This window comes from Paraburkholderia nemoris, assembly GCF_905221015.1.
GTDB lineage: Bacteria > Pseudomonadota > Gammaproteobacteria > Burkholderiales > Burkholderiaceae > Paraburkholderia > Paraburkholderia nemoris.
The window spans coordinates 85604-103670 of record NZ_CAJNBO010000032.1 but is presented as its reverse complement, the minus strand read 5'-3'; the positions used below and the strand labels follow the sequence as shown (position 1 = coordinate 103670).

Annotated in this window: 17 protein-coding genes; 7 read left to right on the top strand and 10 right to left on the bottom strand. The window is 61.2% G+C overall.

The features are described 5' to 3' along the window. Positions 1-111: 111 nt before the first annotated feature. The 5 genes from KHO33_RS35055 to KHO33_RS35035 all read right to left on the bottom strand — a co-directional run bounded on the left by KHO33_RS35055 (position 112) and on the right by KHO33_RS35035 (position 5358). Entirely contained in the window at positions 112-1452 is a 1341-nt protein-coding gene (locus KHO33_RS35055) for an MFS transporter (RefSeq protein WP_200566851.1), read from the bottom strand. A gap of 52 nt (positions 1453-1504) precedes the next feature. Beyond that, complete coding sequence (locus KHO33_RS35050) at positions 1505-2068, bottom strand: isochorismatase family protein (RefSeq protein WP_200566852.1); 564 nt, start codon at positions 2066-2068, stop codon at positions 1505-1507. A 16-nt stretch (positions 2069-2084) separates the two neighbouring features. Beyond that, entirely contained in the window at positions 2085-2552 is a 468-nt protein-coding gene (locus KHO33_RS35045) for a MarR family winged helix-turn-helix transcriptional regulator (RefSeq protein ID WP_054039136.1), read from the bottom strand. Between the two features lie 144 nt (positions 2553-2696). After that, positions 2697-3842 carry a porin gene (locus tag KHO33_RS35040; RefSeq protein ID WP_200566853.1) on the bottom strand — a complete coding sequence of 382 codons (1146 nt, stop codon included), beginning with the start codon at positions 3840-3842 and terminating at the stop codon, positions 2697-2699. A 601-nt stretch (positions 3843-4443) separates the two neighbouring features. Continuing rightward, complete coding sequence (locus tag KHO33_RS35035) at positions 4444-5358, bottom strand: LysR substrate-binding domain-containing protein (protein WP_054039140.1); 915 nt, start codon at positions 5356-5358, stop codon at positions 4444-4446. Positions 5359-5479: 121 nt separating this feature from the next. Between KHO33_RS35035 and KHO33_RS35030 the strand changes: the two genes are divergently transcribed. From KHO33_RS35030 to KHO33_RS35010, 5 genes are all read left to right on the top strand, one after another. After that, on the top strand, positions 5480-6364 hold the full coding sequence (locus KHO33_RS35030; RefSeq protein ID WP_054039143.1) for a HalD/BesD family halogenase: 885 nt from the start codon (positions 5480-5482) through the stop codon (positions 6362-6364). Between the two features lie 40 nt (positions 6365-6404). Then, positions 6405-7631, top strand: coding sequence for a M24 family metallopeptidase (locus KHO33_RS35025; RefSeq protein ID WP_200566854.1), 1227 nt, complete (start codon positions 6405-6407; stop codon positions 7629-7631). A 94-nt stretch (positions 7632-7725) separates the two neighbouring features. Then, complete coding sequence (locus tag KHO33_RS35020; RefSeq protein WP_200566855.1) at positions 7726-8763, top strand: ABC transporter substrate-binding protein; 1038 nt, start codon at positions 7726-7728, stop codon at positions 8761-8763. A 91-nt stretch (positions 8764-8854) separates the two neighbouring features. Beyond that, positions 8855-9823 (top strand): ABC transporter permease, encoded by a 969-nt coding sequence (locus tag KHO33_RS35015; protein ID WP_200566856.1) that lies wholly within the window; start codon positions 8855-8857, stop codon positions 9821-9823. A 34-nt stretch (positions 9824-9857) separates the two neighbouring features. Beyond that, positions 9858-10691 (top strand): quaternary amine ABC transporter ATP-binding protein, encoded by an 834-nt coding sequence (locus tag KHO33_RS35010; RefSeq protein WP_200566857.1) that lies wholly within the window; start codon positions 9858-9860, stop codon positions 10689-10691. A 50-nt stretch (positions 10692-10741) separates the two neighbouring features. Here the strand turns inward: KHO33_RS35010 and KHO33_RS35005 are convergent, their stop codons facing one another. Continuing rightward, positions 10742-12343 carry a tetratricopeptide repeat protein gene (locus tag KHO33_RS35005; RefSeq protein WP_200566858.1) on the bottom strand — a complete coding sequence of 534 codons (1602 nt, stop codon included), beginning with the start codon at positions 12341-12343 and terminating at the stop codon, positions 10742-10744. Positions 12344-12431: 88 nt separating this feature from the next. Then, on the bottom strand, positions 12432-13136 hold the full coding sequence (locus tag KHO33_RS35000) for an ArsR/SmtB family transcription factor (protein WP_200566859.1): 705 nt from the start codon (positions 13134-13136) through the stop codon (positions 12432-12434). 148 nt (positions 13137-13284) lie between these two features. Here KHO33_RS35000 and KHO33_RS34995 point away from each other — a divergent pair, with 148 nt between their 5' ends. Beyond that, on the top strand, positions 13285-14664 hold the full coding sequence (locus KHO33_RS34995; protein ID WP_234480729.1) for an MFS transporter: 1380 nt from the start codon (positions 13285-13287) through the stop codon (positions 14662-14664). Between the two features lie 40 nt (positions 14665-14704). Here the strand turns inward: KHO33_RS34995 and KHO33_RS34990 are convergent, their stop codons facing one another. Then, complete coding sequence (locus tag KHO33_RS34990; RefSeq protein WP_200566860.1) at positions 14705-14965, bottom strand: 3-phosphoglycerate dehydrogenase; 261 nt, start codon at positions 14963-14965, stop codon at positions 14705-14707. A gap of 275 nt (positions 14966-15240) precedes the next feature. On the opposite strand from KHO33_RS34990, the gene KHO33_RS34985 reads away from it, so the two are divergent. Beyond that, positions 15241-16152, top strand: a complete 912-nt coding sequence (locus KHO33_RS34985; RefSeq protein WP_200566861.1) for an NAD(P)-dependent oxidoreductase — start codon at positions 15241-15243, stop codon at positions 16150-16152. Positions 16153-16225: 73 nt separating this feature from the next. Here the strand turns inward: KHO33_RS34985 and KHO33_RS34980 are convergent, their stop codons facing one another. Together KHO33_RS34980 and KHO33_RS34975 are read right to left on the bottom strand one after the other, a co-directional pair. After that, positions 16226-17275, bottom strand: a complete 1050-nt coding sequence (locus KHO33_RS34980; protein ID WP_200566862.1) for an alpha/beta fold hydrolase — start codon at positions 17273-17275, stop codon at positions 16226-16228. A 41-nt stretch (positions 17276-17316) separates the two neighbouring features. Further along, positions 17317-18060 (bottom strand): SDR family oxidoreductase, encoded by a 744-nt coding sequence (locus KHO33_RS34975; RefSeq protein WP_200566863.1) that lies wholly within the window; start codon positions 18058-18060, stop codon positions 17317-17319. Positions 18061-18067 lie beyond the last annotated feature (7 nt).

Here is an 18067-nt window from a genome sequence, read left to right as displayed (position 1 = left end):
GTGAACGTGTCGGTGCCGCGCATGATCTCCTTGGGGGGCGGGTGAGCTTCTTACATCAACGCTTTGGCTATCGGCTGCGATGACTTCAGTGCGAGGTATTTCCGCGGCCTGCTAAGCCCCAGCGGATGTATCCTCTTCCGCTTCATGCAACACGGCATTCTGTACCGCCGTAACAGGACTGACATAAGCCGGCGCCTGGCGCGGATCATCGATGCTGTAACGCAAACGCCCCGCCTCGACATACACGCGCAACTGACGATACTTCACCAGATACATCAAGCCGACGACCGCCGCGGCGAAGCCCGATGCAGCGCCGACGCCGAGTGCCCAACGCGGGCCGAAGCGATCCGCGACCCAACCCACCACCGGCGCACCGAGCGGCGTGCCGCCTAGCGCGATGGCCAGCAGGATCGCGATCACCCGGCCACGCATGGCCGGCTCAGTGGAGATTTGCACGAGGCTGTTCGTCGACGTGTTGAACGTCTGCGTCGCCACGCCAACCACGACGAGTGCCAGGCCGAACAATACGTAGTTCGGCATGAGCGAGGCGATTGTGCAGCCCACGCCGAAGACCGCCGCTGCGCCGAGCAGAAGAGCCATGCGAGGCTTCGCTCTGCGTGCGGAGAGCAGCGCACCGGTTACCGAACCGATTGCCATGGTCGAGCTCAGCACCCCATATTGACTCGCACCCGCATGAAAGGCGGTGACCGACATGGTCGAGATGAAGATCGGGAAGTTCAGCCCGAACGTACCGATCAGAAACATCATCAACAGCGCGGCTTTCAGATCGGGACGGCTCCACACATACTTGAAACCTTCCACGAAACTGCCGCGCGTGCGTGTTGCACGTGGTTTCACATTCAGTTCGCTGATGCGAAGCATGCGCAGCGAACCGAGCACGGCGACGAAGGAGAGCCCGTTGATCAGAAACACCCAGCCCGTGCCTACTGAGGCGATCAATAGCCCTGCGACGGCAGGCCCGATCATGCGCGCCGCGTTGAACGAGGTGGAGTTCAGCGCGACCGCGTTTGACAGATCGGCTTCTCCCACCAGATCGGAGACAAAGGTTTGACGTGCCGGTGAATCGAACGCGGTGACGCAGCCGAGCAAGCCCGCGAACACATAGACCTGCCATAACTGCACGAGGCCGGTCACAGTGAGAATCCCGAGGCATAACGCCAACGTGCCCATCGCCCCCTGGGTGGCGAACAGCAGCTTGCGGCGATCGAAATGATCGGCCGCATAGCCGGTTAGGGGCAGCAGGAGCATTTGCGGCCCGAACTGCAGCGACATCACAATGCCCACGGAGGTGGCATTGTGATGCGTGAGCTCAGTGAGCACGAGCCAGTCTTGCGCCGTGCGCTGCATCCATGTCCCGACGTTGGAGACGATCGCACCGCTGGCCCAGACCCGGTAGTTGAACGTACGCAGCGAACGGAATGTGCCGCTCACCGGGACATCCCCGTGTGGACGATTCGCGCCGCGCAGCGGTTCAGACTCATGATCATGCGCGCGATGTCTCGAGCAGATCGAGGACGTCCTGCGTCGTGCCGGTTTCGCCGAGGCGCGGGAAGATTCGCGTGATGCTGTTGGTGTGAGCGTCCGGGTTCATGTCCGTCATTGCGTCCACCGCGAACGTCACGTTGAAGCCGAGTTCCTGTGCGAAGCGCGCGGTTGACTCGACGCCGATGCTGGTTGCTACGCCAACCAATACCACCTGCGTGACGCCTTGTTTGCGCAGATACGCTTCAAGGTCGGTGTTCGTGAACGCGCCCCAGGTGCGCTTGGTCACCAGATGATCCGACGGCTGCTGATTCAGTTCGGGAACGAGGTCCGCAAAGCCGGCGGGGAAGTCACCGGCAGGACGCGACTGTTCCGCGCGGCAGGGCGCGCCGCCCGCCACGTTGACGAGCACCACCGGCAGACCATGGCGGCGAAATGCATCGATCAGACCAACGGAGCGCTTCACGACCTCTGCGGTGGGATGGGCGGTGGGCAGCGCGACGATGCCTTGCTGCAAATCGATGACGACCAATGCGGTCTTTGCGTCGAGCGTAGTGAGGGCCATGATGTTTTCCTGGAAGTTACGAGTCGATGAGGCGTTTGAGCAAGTCGACGCCAATCGCGAGTTGTTTCTGTTCGGCGGCGGAGAAGCGGGTCTGGATCGTACGGAATAGCCAGTCTTCGCGTGCCGCGCGGCTTGCCTTGATTTTCTTGCGGAAGGCGGGTGTGAGGGAGAGAACGGTTTGCCGCCCGTCGTTCGGGTCTGGGGCGCCACTCACGAGCCCGGCCGCTTTCAGAACTGAAAGCGTCTCGCCCATGGATTGCGGCCGCATACCCTGGATGCGCGCGAGCGTGGTGACAGTTGCCGGACCTTCGCGTTCCAGCAGACTGAGAACCTGCACCTGCGAGGGCGTGAAATCGCCCACATGTGCTTCTTCGCGCAACCGGCGGCGCAATTTGCCGACAAGTACGCGCAAATCTTCCGCCGTTGCGTGCAACGCGTCGGGATCGGAGAGGGGCCGTGTGGGCTGAGTGTCGTTGCTGGACATACCGGCAGATGTGAAGGTTACCTACGAAGGTTACCTTCGTATCTGCCGGGAGTCAAGTTGACTGAATTGACAGCGGAATGCAAGGAAAGCCACGCATTCCGTGTTGGGCTTGAGTAATCGAGTTGGCGCGCGGCGACGCGCCTTTTAGAACTTGTGGCGAAGTGCTACGCGTGCCACGACCTGATTCTGCGTTGACGAGGGAGACTGCGTGCCTGGGACGAATGCGTCGTCGAGAATCGAGTTGGTCGAACTGCCGGCGACCTTCTGATATTCGCCTTGAACGTAGACGTCCGTGCGTTTGGACAGGTTGTAGTCCGCCATCAGTCCGACGGAGTGGATTTTGGGTTTCACGCTGCCTGTCGAGGCGTCGTATGTCTCCATCGTGTAGACATACTGCGCGCCGACAAAGAACGCCGGTGTGATCTGGTATTTGCCGTTCACTTCGAAGTTCTGGTATTTGAGCGTGTTCAGCAGGACGCCGGTGGCGGCGAGCGGGATGCCGATATAGCCGTTACCTGTGGGGTCCTTGTAGTTCGAGTTGGTATACGCGAAGCCGACGGTTGCTGAGCCGAACGTGTAATTGATCCCGCCGCCGAACACGCGCATGCGACCGGCGATGAAGCTTGCATCGTTGGCGGTAATTGCCCCGTTCGAACCCACGCCGGGATTATTCGCCTGCAAATAGGCTGCCGCGACCAGCAGCCCGCCATTTGCGTATTGAGCGCCGAAGCTGTACTGACGATTGTTAGCGAAATTCGTATCGTTGCTGAAGCTATACGTGCCACCGAACTGGAACCCTGAGAAATCCGGGCTGGCGTACTTGATGGTGTTATCGACGCGGAACGAGTTATCGGTATTGTCGTTGTCGTAGGGGTGCGCAAACAGATAGCCGGCCCAATTGCCGTTGGCGGTGGTTTGCGCGAGATAGTCGACGACCGAATCGTATTGACGGCCAAGCGTAACGGAGCCGAAGCGATCGCTGCTCAGCCCCACATAGGCTTGCCGCCCGAACATGCGCCCACCTTGATTGAGCCGCCCTGAATTCAGATCGAAGCCATTTTCGAGTTGAAAGATTGCTTTGAGACCACCCCCGAGATCTTCCGAGCCTTTCAGGCCCCAGCGACTGCCTTGAGCGTAACCGCTGGCGAGTTCCACGACGCTACCGTGCCCGACGTTATTCGTGTAGTCGATACCTTCGTCGATGACTCCATACAGCGTCACGCTGCTTTGCGCGAAGGCGGGGGAGGCGACGACGCCGACCAGGGCGACAGCGAGGACTTTCTTTTTCATAAGATCTCCGGAATGGTTTGGCAAGTGGCCGACGCATGATTTTCCGGACAATACTTTTTGCAAAGCGAGGAATTCTGATGGCACCAATCGGAAACCCCGATGGAGCAACCGGGGGGAGGCGAAAACCGAACCGAAAACCCTTTGCGATCCGAATTAATCAGTTGAAGAGCGCGCGAACAACACGCGAGGGAAGCCAGAGCAAGACGAGGTAGGCACGACCGAACGAGACGCAGGACGCAGGACGCAGGACGAAGCGAGAAGGGTGACAAACCAAACGTTGTTAAGAACAACGCTTCGGCGCGCGCAGCGCCGCCGGAAGAATGACACCCTTGTCACGAGAGCATGTAGTGGCACGAACACAGATTCCAGTCGCACCACTACCGTGAGCGCGCTGCGGGACCCGCTTAGCAGGGGCATCTAGCCGCTTTCTTTTGCCTACTTTTCTTTGCGGCGGCAAAGAAAAGTAGGTGCCGCCCCGCACAGGGGCAACACTAATAGACCACTACCAATTCAAGGAAAGGCACGAAAGCCAGAACAAGGAAAGGCCAAAGCCCCAAGAACACTGACAACAAGCGCCGCGAAGGCAAAAAACCAGCAAAACCTAAGCAGCAACCCCCACAACAACGTTGCGCCTCTCCTCCACCATCTCCTCAATCAACCCGGCAAGCACATCCACAGCAGGATCCCGATTAACAGAAGCCCGATGCAACTCAAGGTCAGCCGGAGGCAAAACCGGCAACCCATCCTGAACCCCCAAAACCCGCCAATTCTCCGGCAAAGTACACCGATCAATAATAGTCACAGCAGCCCCATGATTAACAGCAACCTTAATCCCAGTAGGACTCTGACTCGTATAAACAACCTGATACTGCCGCTCAAGCGCGGCAAGCGCTTCAAGCCCCCGTTGCCGATAACAACAAGTCTCAGGAAACAGCGCCAACGGCACAGGAACCCCAGGCTCAAGAACAAAATCCCGATGCGCCGCCCACACCACTTCCTCACGCCCGAGATGCCGCCCACTGGTCTGAGACCCATGCCGCACCACTAGCGCCAGATCCAACTCCCCAGCCTGCAACCGTTCCAGCAATTCCAACGACATCCGGCAATGAATATGCGGCCGCGCGCCTGGCCTCAGCGCATAAAACTTCTTGAGCAACTCAGGCAGCCATAACTCCGCATAGTCTTCAGGCAGCCCAAACCGGATCACACCATCACTATTACTCCGGTTCAGCGCAGCAATCGCCTCGTTCTGCACCTGAATAATCCGCCGGGCGTGAATCAAAAAATTCTCGCCATCGCGCGACAAAGCCAACCGCCGGCTGTTCCGCAGAAACATGTGCGTTTCCAACCGGTCCTCCAGCGTGCGTATCCGCAGACTGATGGTCGACTGTGTGCGGTGCAGCAATTTAGCCGCCGCGGTAAACCCGCCGCTATCGACCACGGCAACGAACGCCCGCACCAGTTCGGGGTCCAGAGAACTCAGTTTCGACCAATCGGGTCCGCTGATGGAAGCCATCGGAATTACTCGCTTTCCAAAGAAATTTGGCGATCAAAACATGGGGGCGTCAGTGAGGTGATTGTTGTCGAAAACAATTCGCGTCACAAATCAGTCTGAACCCCTAATCTGGAGTCCCGCCGTGTCAGTCCTTCCTCTTGCCGATGCCGAATGTAACGATTTGAGCGACATCGTCGATACCGGGCGCTATCCGTTGCACGATCCGGACCACCCTCGCATGCGCGAGCTGATCGCAAGCTGCCGCGCCCACCTGGCGGGCAATGGCAGCGCGGTGCTGCACGGTTTTCTGCGGCCCGAGGCGCTCGCCCAGGCGCGGGCCGAGGGTGTGGCGCTGGCGGCCAAGACCTATTTTTCGACTCGTAAGGTCAACGCCTACTTCACGGCGGACGACCCGTCGCTGCCCGCCGACGATCCGCGCCGCGTCTTCATGGACCGCACCAGCGGCTTCGTCACCCGCGATGTGATTCCCGCCGACGCGATCGTGCATCGCATCTATGTGGCCCAGGCGATGAAGCGTTTCGTTGCGGCCTGCCTCGGCGAAGCGCGTGTCTGGGAATACGCGGACCCTTATGCCGGACTGGTTCAGAACGTCATGCCGCCCGGTACCGAACAGCCGTGGCATTACGACACCAACGAATTCATCGTCTCGATGATGACGCAACAGCCGGAAGCGGGCGGCGATTTCGAGTATTGCCCGAATATCCGTTCGCCCCAGGGCGAGAACTATGGCGACGTGGGCAGCGTGGTGCGCGGCGAGACCCGCGCACCGATCAACGTGATCACGTTGCAACCCGGCGATCTGCAGCTGTTCAAAGGACGCTTTTCACTGCACCGCGTCACCAAAGTGCAGGGCGGTATCGACCGGCATACGGCGATCTTCGCGTACTCGCAGAAGCCCGGTGTGATCGGCAGGCTCGAACGCACGCGTCAACTGTATGGACGGGTGTCCGAAATGCATCTGGAAGCCGAGCAGCGGCTCGTGCGCGCTGACAACCTCGTCGATTGAAGCTGTTTTTCTAAAACCATCCCACGTCCCCTTCGAAAACATGACGATTATTCGCCCGACTCACCGCCCGGAAGATTGCGAACCGACCGCGGAGGAAATCGCGCAGATCCAGCGTGACCGGCTTGCCGCCGTGCGCCGCGAACTGAAAAAACGCGATCTGACCGCCGCGATCCTGTTCGACCCCACGCATATGCGCTATGCGACCGGCTCGCGCAACATGCAGGTCTATTCGATGCGCAATCCCGCGCGCTATCTGTTCGTACCGGCCGAAGGCAAGGTCGTGCTGTTCGAATACGCCGGCTGTGATTTTCTTGCGGACGGACTCGATACCGTCGACGAAGTGCGGCCGGCTACCGCGATTTCCTATTACTTCTGCGACGACATGCTGGGCCGCGTTACCGAACGCTGGGCCGACGAAATCGACGAACTGGTCAAGCAGAGCGGCGGCGGTAAACGCATCGCCATCGAAAGCGCGACGTCGGCGGCGGCTTTCGCGTTGCAAGCACGCGGCTATCAGATCAGCGACGCACAGGAACCACTCGAACGGGCCCGCTCGATCAAAGTGCCTAACGAGATCAAGATGATCCGTTCATCGTTGCGCGCCGCCGAGGAGGGCGTCCGTAAGCTGGAGGCCGCGCTCGTGCCCGGCATCAGCGAAAACGAACTCTGGTCGCATCTGCACAAGCACATCATCGAAACGGACGGCGACTACGTGGAAACACGTTTGATCAGCTCGGGTCCGCGCACCAATCCGTGGTTCCAGGAAAGCAGCCCGCGCAAGATCCAGACAGGCGAGCTCGTTGGCCTCGATACGGATGTAGTGGGGCGCTTCGGCTATTACGCGGACTTCTCGCGCACGTTCTTGTGCGGCGACGCTCCCGCCACGACAGCACAGAAAACGCTCTACACACTCGCTTACGAACAGGTGCATTCGAACATGGAGAACGTGCGCGCCGGCACGACCTTCCAGGAGTTCATCGCGAAGGCCTGGAAGATTCCCGGGCCCTACCAGGCGCGCCGCTATTTCGCGCTTGCGCATGGCGTCGGCATGACCGGCGAGTATCCGTACATCGTCCATCGAGAGGACAACGACGCCAAGGGCTATGACGGCGTGATCGAGCCCGGCATGACGCTGTGCATCGAAAGCTATATCGGCCATGAAGATGGCGGCGAAGGCGTCAAGCTGGAAGAGCAGGTGTATGTGCGCGACGACGGCCGTGTGGAACTGCTGTCCGACTATCCGTTCGAGAAGCGCCTGCTCGCTTGAGCGCATGGCGTGTCCTCACCGGCATGTGAGACAGAGGCCAAGGCCCTCGCGCATGCCGGCCCAATGCAATTCAACGCTCCAAGGGTGATCGACAATGCAATTCAGACAACTTCGGACGGTGCTGTGCGCCGCCGCCATGGCTTTGACCGGCGTCACCGCGCATGCTGCGGATAGCTGGTGCGCGCAGGGCAAGACGGTGCATTTCGCCGGCATTACGTGGGAAAGCGGCTCTTTCGCGACCGAAGTGCTGCGGCAGATTCTGGAGAAGGGCTACGGCTGCAAGACCGATGTCGTACCCGGCAGCACGGCCGCCACCGAAACCGCGCTCGCGCACAACGACGTGCAGGTGTGGGCCGAACAGTGGACCGGGCGCAGCGAGATCACCGCGAAGGCCGTGGCCTCGGGCAGTGTCAAGCTGGTGGGCGACACCTTGCCTGGCGGCACGAAGGAAGGTTGGTTCGTGCCGGAATACGTGGTGAAGGGCGATCCCAAACGCGGTATCAAGCCGCTCGCAGCAGGTCTTGTTTCAGTGACCGACCTGCCTAAGTACAAAAGCGTATTCGCCGACGACGAGGAACCGGACAAGGGCCGCTTTCTCAACTGTCCGACGGGTTGGGATTGCGAACGGGTCAACACGCGCTTGCTGAAAGTGCTGAATCTCGATGCGAGCTACACCAATTTCCACCCGGGCACCGGCGCCGCGCTCGATGCCGCTATCGCTTCCGCGTACCAGCGTGGCGCGCCGATTGTGTTTTATTACTGGGGCCCGGCCGCGTTGATGGCGAAGTATAAGTTCGTCGAATTGAAGATGCCTGCCTATAACGACGCGTGCTGGAAGACCTTGCGCGACGAAAGCAGCACCTCGCAATGCGCCTCCTCGTACATGGTCTCGCATGTCACGGTGGGCGTATCCACGCCGTTCTACGACGCCGATCCGCAACTCGTGTCGATGCTCGGCAAGGTCAAGTTTCCGATGGACTTCCTCAACAGCACGATCCTCGAAATGAGCACGAAGAAACTCGACGGCTCGGCCATGGCCACGCAATTCCTGCGCGAGCATCCGGAGATGTGGAAGCAATGGGTGCCTGCCGACGTCGCGTCGAAAGTGCAGGCCGGACTTGCTGGTGCCTGACAAGCGGTAACGTCAGGCGGATTTCGACGGCACGAGGTCTTGCGGTTTCGTGCCGGACCGCAGGTGGTGTACGTGTAGTGGAGGAGGGGTCATGCATTCGTTTTTTCTGCATCTTTCGATTGCCGACTGGGTGAACGACGCCGTGCAGTCGTTCGTTACCCGCTACGGCGACAGCTTTCACCAGTTCAGCATTGCGCTCCTGCGCTACGTGCTCGTGCCGCTCGAAGGCGCGTTGCGCGCGTTGCCGCCGTGGCTGATTCTGCTGGCAGTCGGCGCTGTGACGTGGAATGCAACCCGGCGCCTGAGCGTTGCCGGTTTCTTCATGCTGCTGCTCTATGCGATCGGTTGCTTCGGTCTGTGGGAAAAGCTGATGCAGACCCTCGCGTTGATGCTGGTGGCGACCGTGCTGTCGGTCTCGCTAGGTGTGCCGCTCGGCATTCTCACCTCGCGCAGCGCATGGCTGCGGCGCGTGCTGTTACCCACGCTCGACGTCATGCAAACGCTGCCCAGCTTCGTCTATCTGATTCCTGTGCTGATGCTGTTCGGCCTCGGCAAGGTGCCGGCGATCCTCGCCACGATCATCTATGCGCTGCCGCCGCTGATCCGCCTGACCGATCTCGGCATCCGCCATGTGGATGGCGAGGTGGTCGAAGCGGCGCGCGCCTTCGGCACGACGCGCTGGCAGTTGCTGGTGAACGTGCAGATGCCGCTGGCGCGGCCCAGCATCATGGCCGGCATCAACCAGACCACGATGATGGCGCTCTCCATGGTGGTGATCGCCTCGATGATCGGCTCGCGCGGCCTCGGCGAAGATGTGCTCGCCGGGATTCAGACGCTCGACGTGGGCAAGGGGACGCAAGCCGGCATTGCCATCGTGATCCTCGCCATCGTGATCGACCGCATCAGCCAGGGCTATGGGCAGGATCGCCGCGCGCGGCGGGTGCTAGCGCAGCGCAGAAAGGCCCGGGCGGCTTCGCGCATTCCTTATCGTGTGAGCAGCGCGAATACGGATGAAACATCGGCGGCTGAAGGCGGACTCGAAACCCGCACAGCCAAATAACACGGAAAAAGCAGAAAAAAGCGAGGAGAGCGGCATGGCAGCGATTGAAGTCAACCACGTGTACAAGCTTTTCGGACCGCCGGCCAGTCATGCGCGCGTGCTCGACCTGTTGCGAAGCGGCAAGGGCAAAGCCGATGTGCTGGCCCTGACCGGTTGCAATATCGGCTTGAATGACGTCAGCCTGAATATCGGCGCGGGCGAAATCTTCGTGATCATGGGATTGTCCGGGTCAGGAAAGTCGACCCTGGTGCGCCATTTCAACCGGCTGATCGAGCCGACCGCGGGCGAGATCGTGATCGACGGGTCGGACGTTATCAAGCTCGGCGCGCAAGGCCTGCGTGATCTGCGCCGTTATAAGGTCAGCATGGTGTTCCAGAATTTCGGACTGTTGCCGCATCAGACCGTGCTCGACAATACGGCGTATGCATTGCGTGTGCGTGGCGAAAGCAAGTCAGAAGCCAACGAGAAAGCCCGTGTCTGGCTCGGCAAGGTGGGTCTGAGCGGTTACGACGAACACTATCCGGACGAGTTATCCGGCGGCATGCGTCAGCGGGTCGGCTTGGCCCGCGCGCTTGCCGCGGATACGGACGTGCTGCTGATGGATGAAGCATTTTCCGCGCTCGACCCGCTGATTCGCACGGAAATGCAGGACCAGTTGCTGCAATTGCAGGCGACGCTAAAGAAGACCATCGTATTTATCACGCACGATCTCGACGAAGCACTGCGGATCGGCAATCGCATCGCGATTCTGCGCGACGGCAAACTCGTGCAGGAGGGTACACCTAACGAGATTCTGACGCGCCCCGCGGATGACTACGTGAGGCGTTTTGTCGAGCGCCGCTCGGATCGCGGCACAGCCAGCCATTGATATGGTGCTTGCATGCGCGGGGATGTTGAGCCCGAAAGTTGAGCCTCGATTCACGGCGTAATCTCCGGAAAGCCTGGCAAGCCATCTTCGGGCCCGAGTCTGTCGTCGACCGCGAGGCCGCGGCAGTCGGGTGCCGGAGCCGCGGTCGCCGCAACGGTCTCGATTCCAGCTTCACTTCCTGTGTTGACGACCCGCGTTGTTTCGGCTTGTATGGCGACGCTGCAACCTTGCGCCTCGAGCAGCGAGGTCGAGTTACTCGCGCGGCATTCCTTGTGCAAGTTGTCGGCCCAGCTCGCAAAGCCGAGGAGCTTGCTCCGCTCTTTCTGATCCCCGACCAGCTCGGCATACATGGCATAGGCGAGACCTGCGTGTGTCGGATCCATCTTGATGGCGCTCACGTATTCGCGGCGCGCGCCGTTGTCATCGCCGAGCAGCTTGAGCGACTCGGCCAGATTAACGTGCGCTTCCTGGTAGTCCGGTTTCAGATAAACGGCTATGCGGAAATCGTCGCGCGCATTCTGCAGCTTGGACTTCGCTTCAGTGGAATAACGGTCCGGTGCCTGTTTGGCCAGTGCCAGCCAGGCGCGGCCGATCGCATTGAATGCAGCCTCCCGTGACGAATGCAAGGCAATGGATCGTTCGAACGCGCCGATCGCCAGCTTGTGGCAGCCGAGCTCGCTGAGCGCGACGCCCCAGTTATAAAAGCTCCAGGACGACGGGTATTCGGCGGACAGGCGGCTGACCGCGTTGATTTCGCCTTTGTAATCGTGATACGCCTCGTCGATCTTCGAGAGTCCGAGCAGAGCCCATTTGTAGTTCGGCTGTTCGTCGCCGGCGTCGACGATGCTCGAAAATATCCGTTCAGCCTCGGAGAAATTGCAGGCTCCCTTGCCGGCGTAGCAGCGCGTTTGGGCTTCGGCCGACTGGTACGAGGCGTAGATATAGGGACTGTGCTTCTTCAGCACATCGAGGGCGAGATCGGAGAGATTTTTATCCAGATCGGCGATTGCGCCTTCGGGCGTGTTGAAACGATAAACCTGGCCGCGTTCCGCGAGGACCAGATGCAGGACGTAGTGGTCCGGGGTGCCGGTTACGCTGCCCGAGATGGTTGAAACCGGCAGCGGCAGCGCCTCGCGCACGTACTGCAGGATGGTCTTCGCGGAAATGGACGTGCCGGGCACGGAGAAATCCGGCATGTCGGAATCGAGCCTGATTTCTTCTTTGGCGGAGGCGGGTATCACGTCTGCCGCGCGCTCTTCGAGGGCGATCAGATGGCCCGCGACGAATGACTGGAATGCGTCGCCGGAGTAGCCGATTTTGGCGAACGCCTCGGGCACGTAGATATTTTCGATGACCGTCTCGCGTGCGGATACCAACTTCCACAGCACGGCGCCGGCAAGGCATGCGCCGACCAGAAGCAGCAGGTTCAGCGACACCATGCGCAGGTTGGTCGTGAAGCTTGCGAGCTTCGCAAGGCGGTCTTCGTGCGGGGTTCGCGTTTTGCTGGGCGTCGGCCCCGGCTTCTGTCCTGACTTCTGCCCGGAGTTCTGTTCCGGTTCGAGCCTCTGTCCCGGATGCGGCGGATCGGTTGGCTTGACCGCTTTCAGATGCGAGGGGCGATGAGCTCCGCGATGATGTCTCTGTGCGTGCATGTTGCCTCCCCTCGATGAGCCGGCTTCAACAAAACGAAGCTGCGAGGCGAGGATTTAACAATTGGGCGGTCTGCGTGACCTGGCGCTTTTAATCAGGTTCGACTGTTTCGCGCCCGATGCCGAAGTGTGTCGTGAGTCCATCCCACCCGCGCGGCGTGACGGTCACCGATCGCGTGGTGGAGGACTTGCGCACCCAGCCCCATGCAAGAAACGCATCCATCAGCCGGGCGCCCAACGGCCCCGCGACGTGAAACTGCCGCTCGGTCCAATCGAGACATTGGCGGGCCTGTTCCGTTTGGCCGGCCGGATGATCGCCGATATCGATGCCGAGTTGCTGCAGCCACACGCGGCCGGGCGTGGTGAGTGCGTAGCGGCGCTCGCTCGCCTCGACGATGAAGCCCCGTGTGAGCATGCTTTGCGTCACCGCGATGCTGATCTGCCCCGCCAGATGGTCATAGCAGCAGCGCGCGAAACGCAGCGCCTGCGCCGAGCGATTTGGCGTATTGCGCCAGGCCGGGGTGACCGGGCCAACCGACGCGAGACTTTCAAGCACGTGCGAAACGTGCGCGCCGGCGAGCCGGTAGTAGCGATGCCGGCCCTTGCTTTCCACACTCAGCAAGCCGCCGTCGAGCAGCTTGGCGAGGTGCGAACTGGCGGTCTGGGCCGTCACGCCCGCCGCTGCTGCCAGCGCACCGGCCGACATGGTGCTGCCGTCGGCGAGCGTGATCAGCATCACCGAACGAACCGGTTCGGCGATCAGGTGAGCAACGCTCGAAATATTGTGCTGGCCCATTTATGTGCAATGTCCGTCATTGATGCGTGAGCGACGCCTGCTGGCAGGTGAGAAATCGTCCGCCCGAACACTTCGATACAGCCCGAAGCATTCTCTGTGCGGGCCGCCGTATAGTCAACGGCGAAGCAGAAAATAGGGGCTGAAACTCTTGAACGATGAACGTGAATATCAGAAGCGGGTATTGATCGCGACGAGCCTCAGCTACGTCATTGTCATACTGGATACGTCGATCGTAAACGTTGCGCTGGAGCCGGTCGCGGCCAGTCTGGGCTCGGATATTTCCGGCCTGCAATGGGTGGTCAATGCTTACACGCTGACGTTTGCCAGCCTGCTGCTGAGCGGCGGCGCGCTAGGCGACCGGATCGGCGCGAAAACGGTCTATCTCGCCGGACTGCTGGTCTTCGCTTGCGCATCGGCGCTATGCGGACTGGCGCCGGATTTGCAGATTCTGGTGGTCGCGCGGGTACTGCAAGGTGTCGGCGCGGCGCTATTGGTGCCGTGTTCGTTGACCCTGATCAATCATGCTTTTCCGGTTGCCCGGCAGCGCGCCAACGCGATCGGCGTGTGGGCCGGATGCGGCGGTATCGCGATGGCGGCAGGGCCGCTCGCCGGTGGTCTGCTGATTCATCTGCTCGGCTGGCGCAGCATTTTTCTGGTGAACGTGCCGATTGCGCTAATCGGCGCGTGGCTGACTACGCGTGTCGATTCGGTGCGGCCGGCCAGCTCGGACAGGCCGATGGATGTCGCCGGGCAACTGCTCGCCATCGTTGCGCTCGGCGCGTCGGTAGCCGTGCTGATCGAGGGGGCGAAGCTCGGATGGCAGGCGGGTGAGATACGTGTGGGCGCAGCCATTGCGCTTGCCGCCTGGCTTGCATTCGTGCTGGTCGAGGCCAGGCGCAAACAACCGATGCTGCCGTTGGGCTTCTTTCGTAGTCCCGTGTTTTCTGCCTCGGCATTCGTTTCGCTGATCTCCGGCCTGATTTTCTATGGCTTGTTTTTTCTGTTGAGTTTGTACTTCCAGTCTGCTCGCGGATGGTCGCCGCTGCGGACCGGCCTCGCATTCCTGCCGTTGACCGTGATGGTGACCATCGGCAGCTTCGTGTCCGGCGCGTTGAACCGGACGTATGGCGCGCACCGGCTCGTTTGTGCTGGCTTCCTGCTGTATGCACTGGGTTTCGCCGGGCTCGTCGCGCTCGCGGACGACGCGCCGTACTGGCGTATTGCGCTTTGCTTTCCCGCAGTCGGTTTTGCGGCAGGGGTGATTTCGCCGGCGGCGACCGCCGCGTTGATGTCGGCGGTGGACAAGGCGCGTGCCGGCGTCGGCGCGGGTGTGCTCAACGCGAGCCGGCAGACGGGGTCCGCTTTTGGCGTCGCGATCTTCGGCGCGCTGATGAGTGCGATCCAGCCGCTCGACGTGGGGATTCGCGTGGCGGTCTATCTGGCGATCGGACTGGCGCTGCTCGCCGCGCTGGTGTGGAGTGTCGCGTTGGCCGTGGTGACGCGCTATGCGGGCAGCGACGTCTGGTAGGCGGGGCGGACCATACAAAGGACGCTGTTCGCGACGCTCGTTAACCGGATGCCGGCGCCGCCGCCCATGGCATGCCGCGGCTCGCGCACAAATAGGCGGCGCCGGCCGCGCTGAGCGCCACTTCGGCCACGCCGCCGGGTAAATGGGTGCGCGTGAGATAGCCGCGCGCGAAGGCATCCTCCCAGATCGGCAACCGCGGGCAGGAGGTGCGCCAGACTTCGATCGCTTCGCTGTAGGGCCGGGCGCTTGGTCCAATCCATTCCAGCAGGTCGAGAATCAGGGGTTCGATGGGATCGTGCATGTCGGCTCCGTCTCCTTGCTGTGCCCTCATCCTGAGCGTCGTGCTACAAACAGTAAAATGAAAATATTTGCGGCATTGCTGCATTTTTCTTATGAAAATCGCCAGCCTCGGTGTACGGGCGTGATGGCGGCAATTTAGATAGACTGAGCGACGTCGCTCGGCTCGATCGATTCTGTTCCGGGAGAGCGTCGCGGCGGCAACGCCGCCGCCTCATTGTCGTGCGTGCATACCTGCACCCGATCCACCGAACCGTGGCCACGAGCGACGGATAAGACATGGAGACACCCATGAATGTAGGATTCATCGGCCTTGGCGTGATGGGGCAGCCGATGGCGCTCAACCTCGCGCGCGCCGGCACCCCGCTAGTTGTGTGGAACCGCACACCGGACCGTTGCGCTGCGTTGCGCGACGCAGGCGCGCAGATAGCGGACAGCGCCGCCGACGTTTTCCAGCAGGCCCGCATCGTCATCCTGATGATGGCGACCGATACGGCGCTCGACGCGGTGCTCGGCCGCCATACCGCGGATTTCGCAACGAACGTCGCACAGCACATCATCGTGCACATGGGCACGACATCGGCCGACTATTCGCGCGGCCTCGAAGCCGACATCCGCGCGGCAGGCGGGCGGTACGTCGAGGCGCCCGTCTCGGGCTCACGCAAGCCGGCCGAAGCGGGGCAACTGGTGGCGATGCTGGCGGGCGAGGCGGCGGCCGTCGAAGAAGTGCGTCCGCTCCTCAAGCCGATGTGCCACGAAACGGTGATCTGCGGTGCAGTGCCAACGGGGCTGCTGATGAAGCTGTCGGTCAACACGTTCCTGATTCCGATGGTGACCGCGCTTGCCGAGGCGGCGCATCTTGCGCGACGCTATGGGCTCGACATGAAGCAATTTCAGGCCGTGCTCGACGCCGGCCCGATGGCGAGCAATGTATCGCGCGTGAAGGTCGACAAGCTCGTGAACGAGGATTTCACGGTGCAGGCCTCGATTGTCGACGTGCTGAAGAACAACCGGCTCGCGGCCGAAGCGGCGCGCGATGCGAATCTCGCGTCGCCGCTGCTGGATGTCTGCTTTGATCTGTACACCGAGACCGTTGAGTTGGGTCACGGTCAAGCCGACATGGCAGCCGTCGTGCACGCGATCGAAGCGCGCACCGAGGCGAGGGGGAGCGCAAAGGGCGCGCCTCAATAGGACCCAATCGGAGCCTGCCACGGGCGTCAAATACGTCGAGCGGCCTGGCGCTTGGCGATGCCGTCCACCACGTTCAATAGCTGGCAACCTCGATCACCGCGTCCGCAAAGCCCTTGGGGGCTTCCTGCGGCAAATTGTGACCGATTCCACCTGTGATGGTGCGGTGCGCATATCTGCTGACAAACTTCTTCGCATAAGCGGCGGGCTCCGGATGAGGCGCGCCGTTCGCGTCGCCTTCAAGGGTAATCGTCGGCACGGTGATGATTGGCGCGGCCGCAAGACGCCTTTCCAGATCGGCGTATTGCGGCTCCCCATCTGAGAGACTCAATCGCCACCGGTAGTTGTCGATCACGATCGCAACGTGGTCCGGGTTCTGGAAGGCATTTGCGGATCGCCCGAACGTCGCGTCGTCGAAGCGCCACTTCGGCGACGCAAGTTGCCAGATAAGCTTCGCGAAGCCTTCCCGATTGGCTTCGTAGCCCTGCCTACCTCGCTCCGTGGCGAAGTAGAACTGGTACCACCAAGCGAGTTCCGCCTTCGGCGGCAAGGGCGCCTTGTTGCCCGCCTGGCTGCCGATCAGATAGCCGCTGACTGAGACCAATGCCTTGCAGCGCTCCGGCCACAGCGCTGCGACGACATTGGCCGTACGCGCGCCCCAGTCGAATCCACCGATGATTGCCTGCTGAATCTTCAGCGCATCCATCAGCGCGATGACGTCGACGGCGAGCACCGACTGCTGGCCATTGCGGACCGTTTCGCTGGCAAGAAACCGCGTCGTCCCATAGCCGCGCAGGTACGGGACGATCACCCTATAGCCCACTGACGCGAGCCGCTGCGCGACATCGGTGAAGCTGTGGATGTCATAAGGCCAACCGTGGAGCAGGATCACGACTGGCCCGTTGCCAGGGCCGACTTCCGCATAGCCGACGTTCAGGACGCCGGCATCGATCTGCTTGATCCCGGCAAACGATGCCGTCGACGCTGCGGCGTTTGCACGTGGATTTGCGTCTCCATTTGCGGACTGCGGGTGCGCCAACCCGCTCAAGGACAGCTCTATGGCGCCGACGCTGACGGCAGCCGTCCTAAGAAAGCGTCGGCGACGGCTGTTGATCTCGTTCGACACCAGTACTCTCCTGTCAATGATCGGGGTTCTCGAACAGAGAATCAGCTTTTGAACTTGTCGTTGAACTGCGTGACGAACGCCGATTCATTCGGACCGACGTTGTTGCGCATCGGTCGCGCTACCTCGACGAGTGCCTCGATTGCATCGGTGCTGAGTTCGCGCATGGTCTGCTCGATATACGGGGCAAGCGGCATGGCTCGTGGTTCGTTCCTGCTGTTCAGCAAGTCGGTCTGAACCCAGGGTGGCGCGATTTCAACCACGCTCACGGACGTCTCTTTGAGCACATAACGTAGCGATTGCGTGTAGGAATGAATGGCCGCCTTGGTCGACGAATAGACACCGGCCATTGCCATCGGCACGAAACCCAGAACTGACGAGACATTGACGATCGTCGCATCGTCCTGCTGTTTCAGGTGTTCGACAAGCGCGCCCGTCATCCGTATCGGACCCATCAGATTGGTGCTCAGCGTCGACGTCAGCAGCGTTTCGTCAACCGGCGCGCCGAGATCGTCGACCTGCATCACACCTGCATTGTTGATCAGCACGTTCAGCGACGGCCATCCGGCGACGAGCTCCTCGGCAACCGAAATGATGTTCTCCGGGTCGGTGATGTCGAGCTCGATTGCCTGCATGCCGGGGTTGGCCGCGATCGTCTCGTCGAGATTCGCGCGGCGCCGTCCGGAAATGATGACCTGATTGCCGAGCCGATGGAATGCTTCGGCGAGACCGCGGCCAATGCCGGAGCCGCCGCCGGTAATGAAAATGGTGTTGCCAGTTGTCTTCATCGATTGC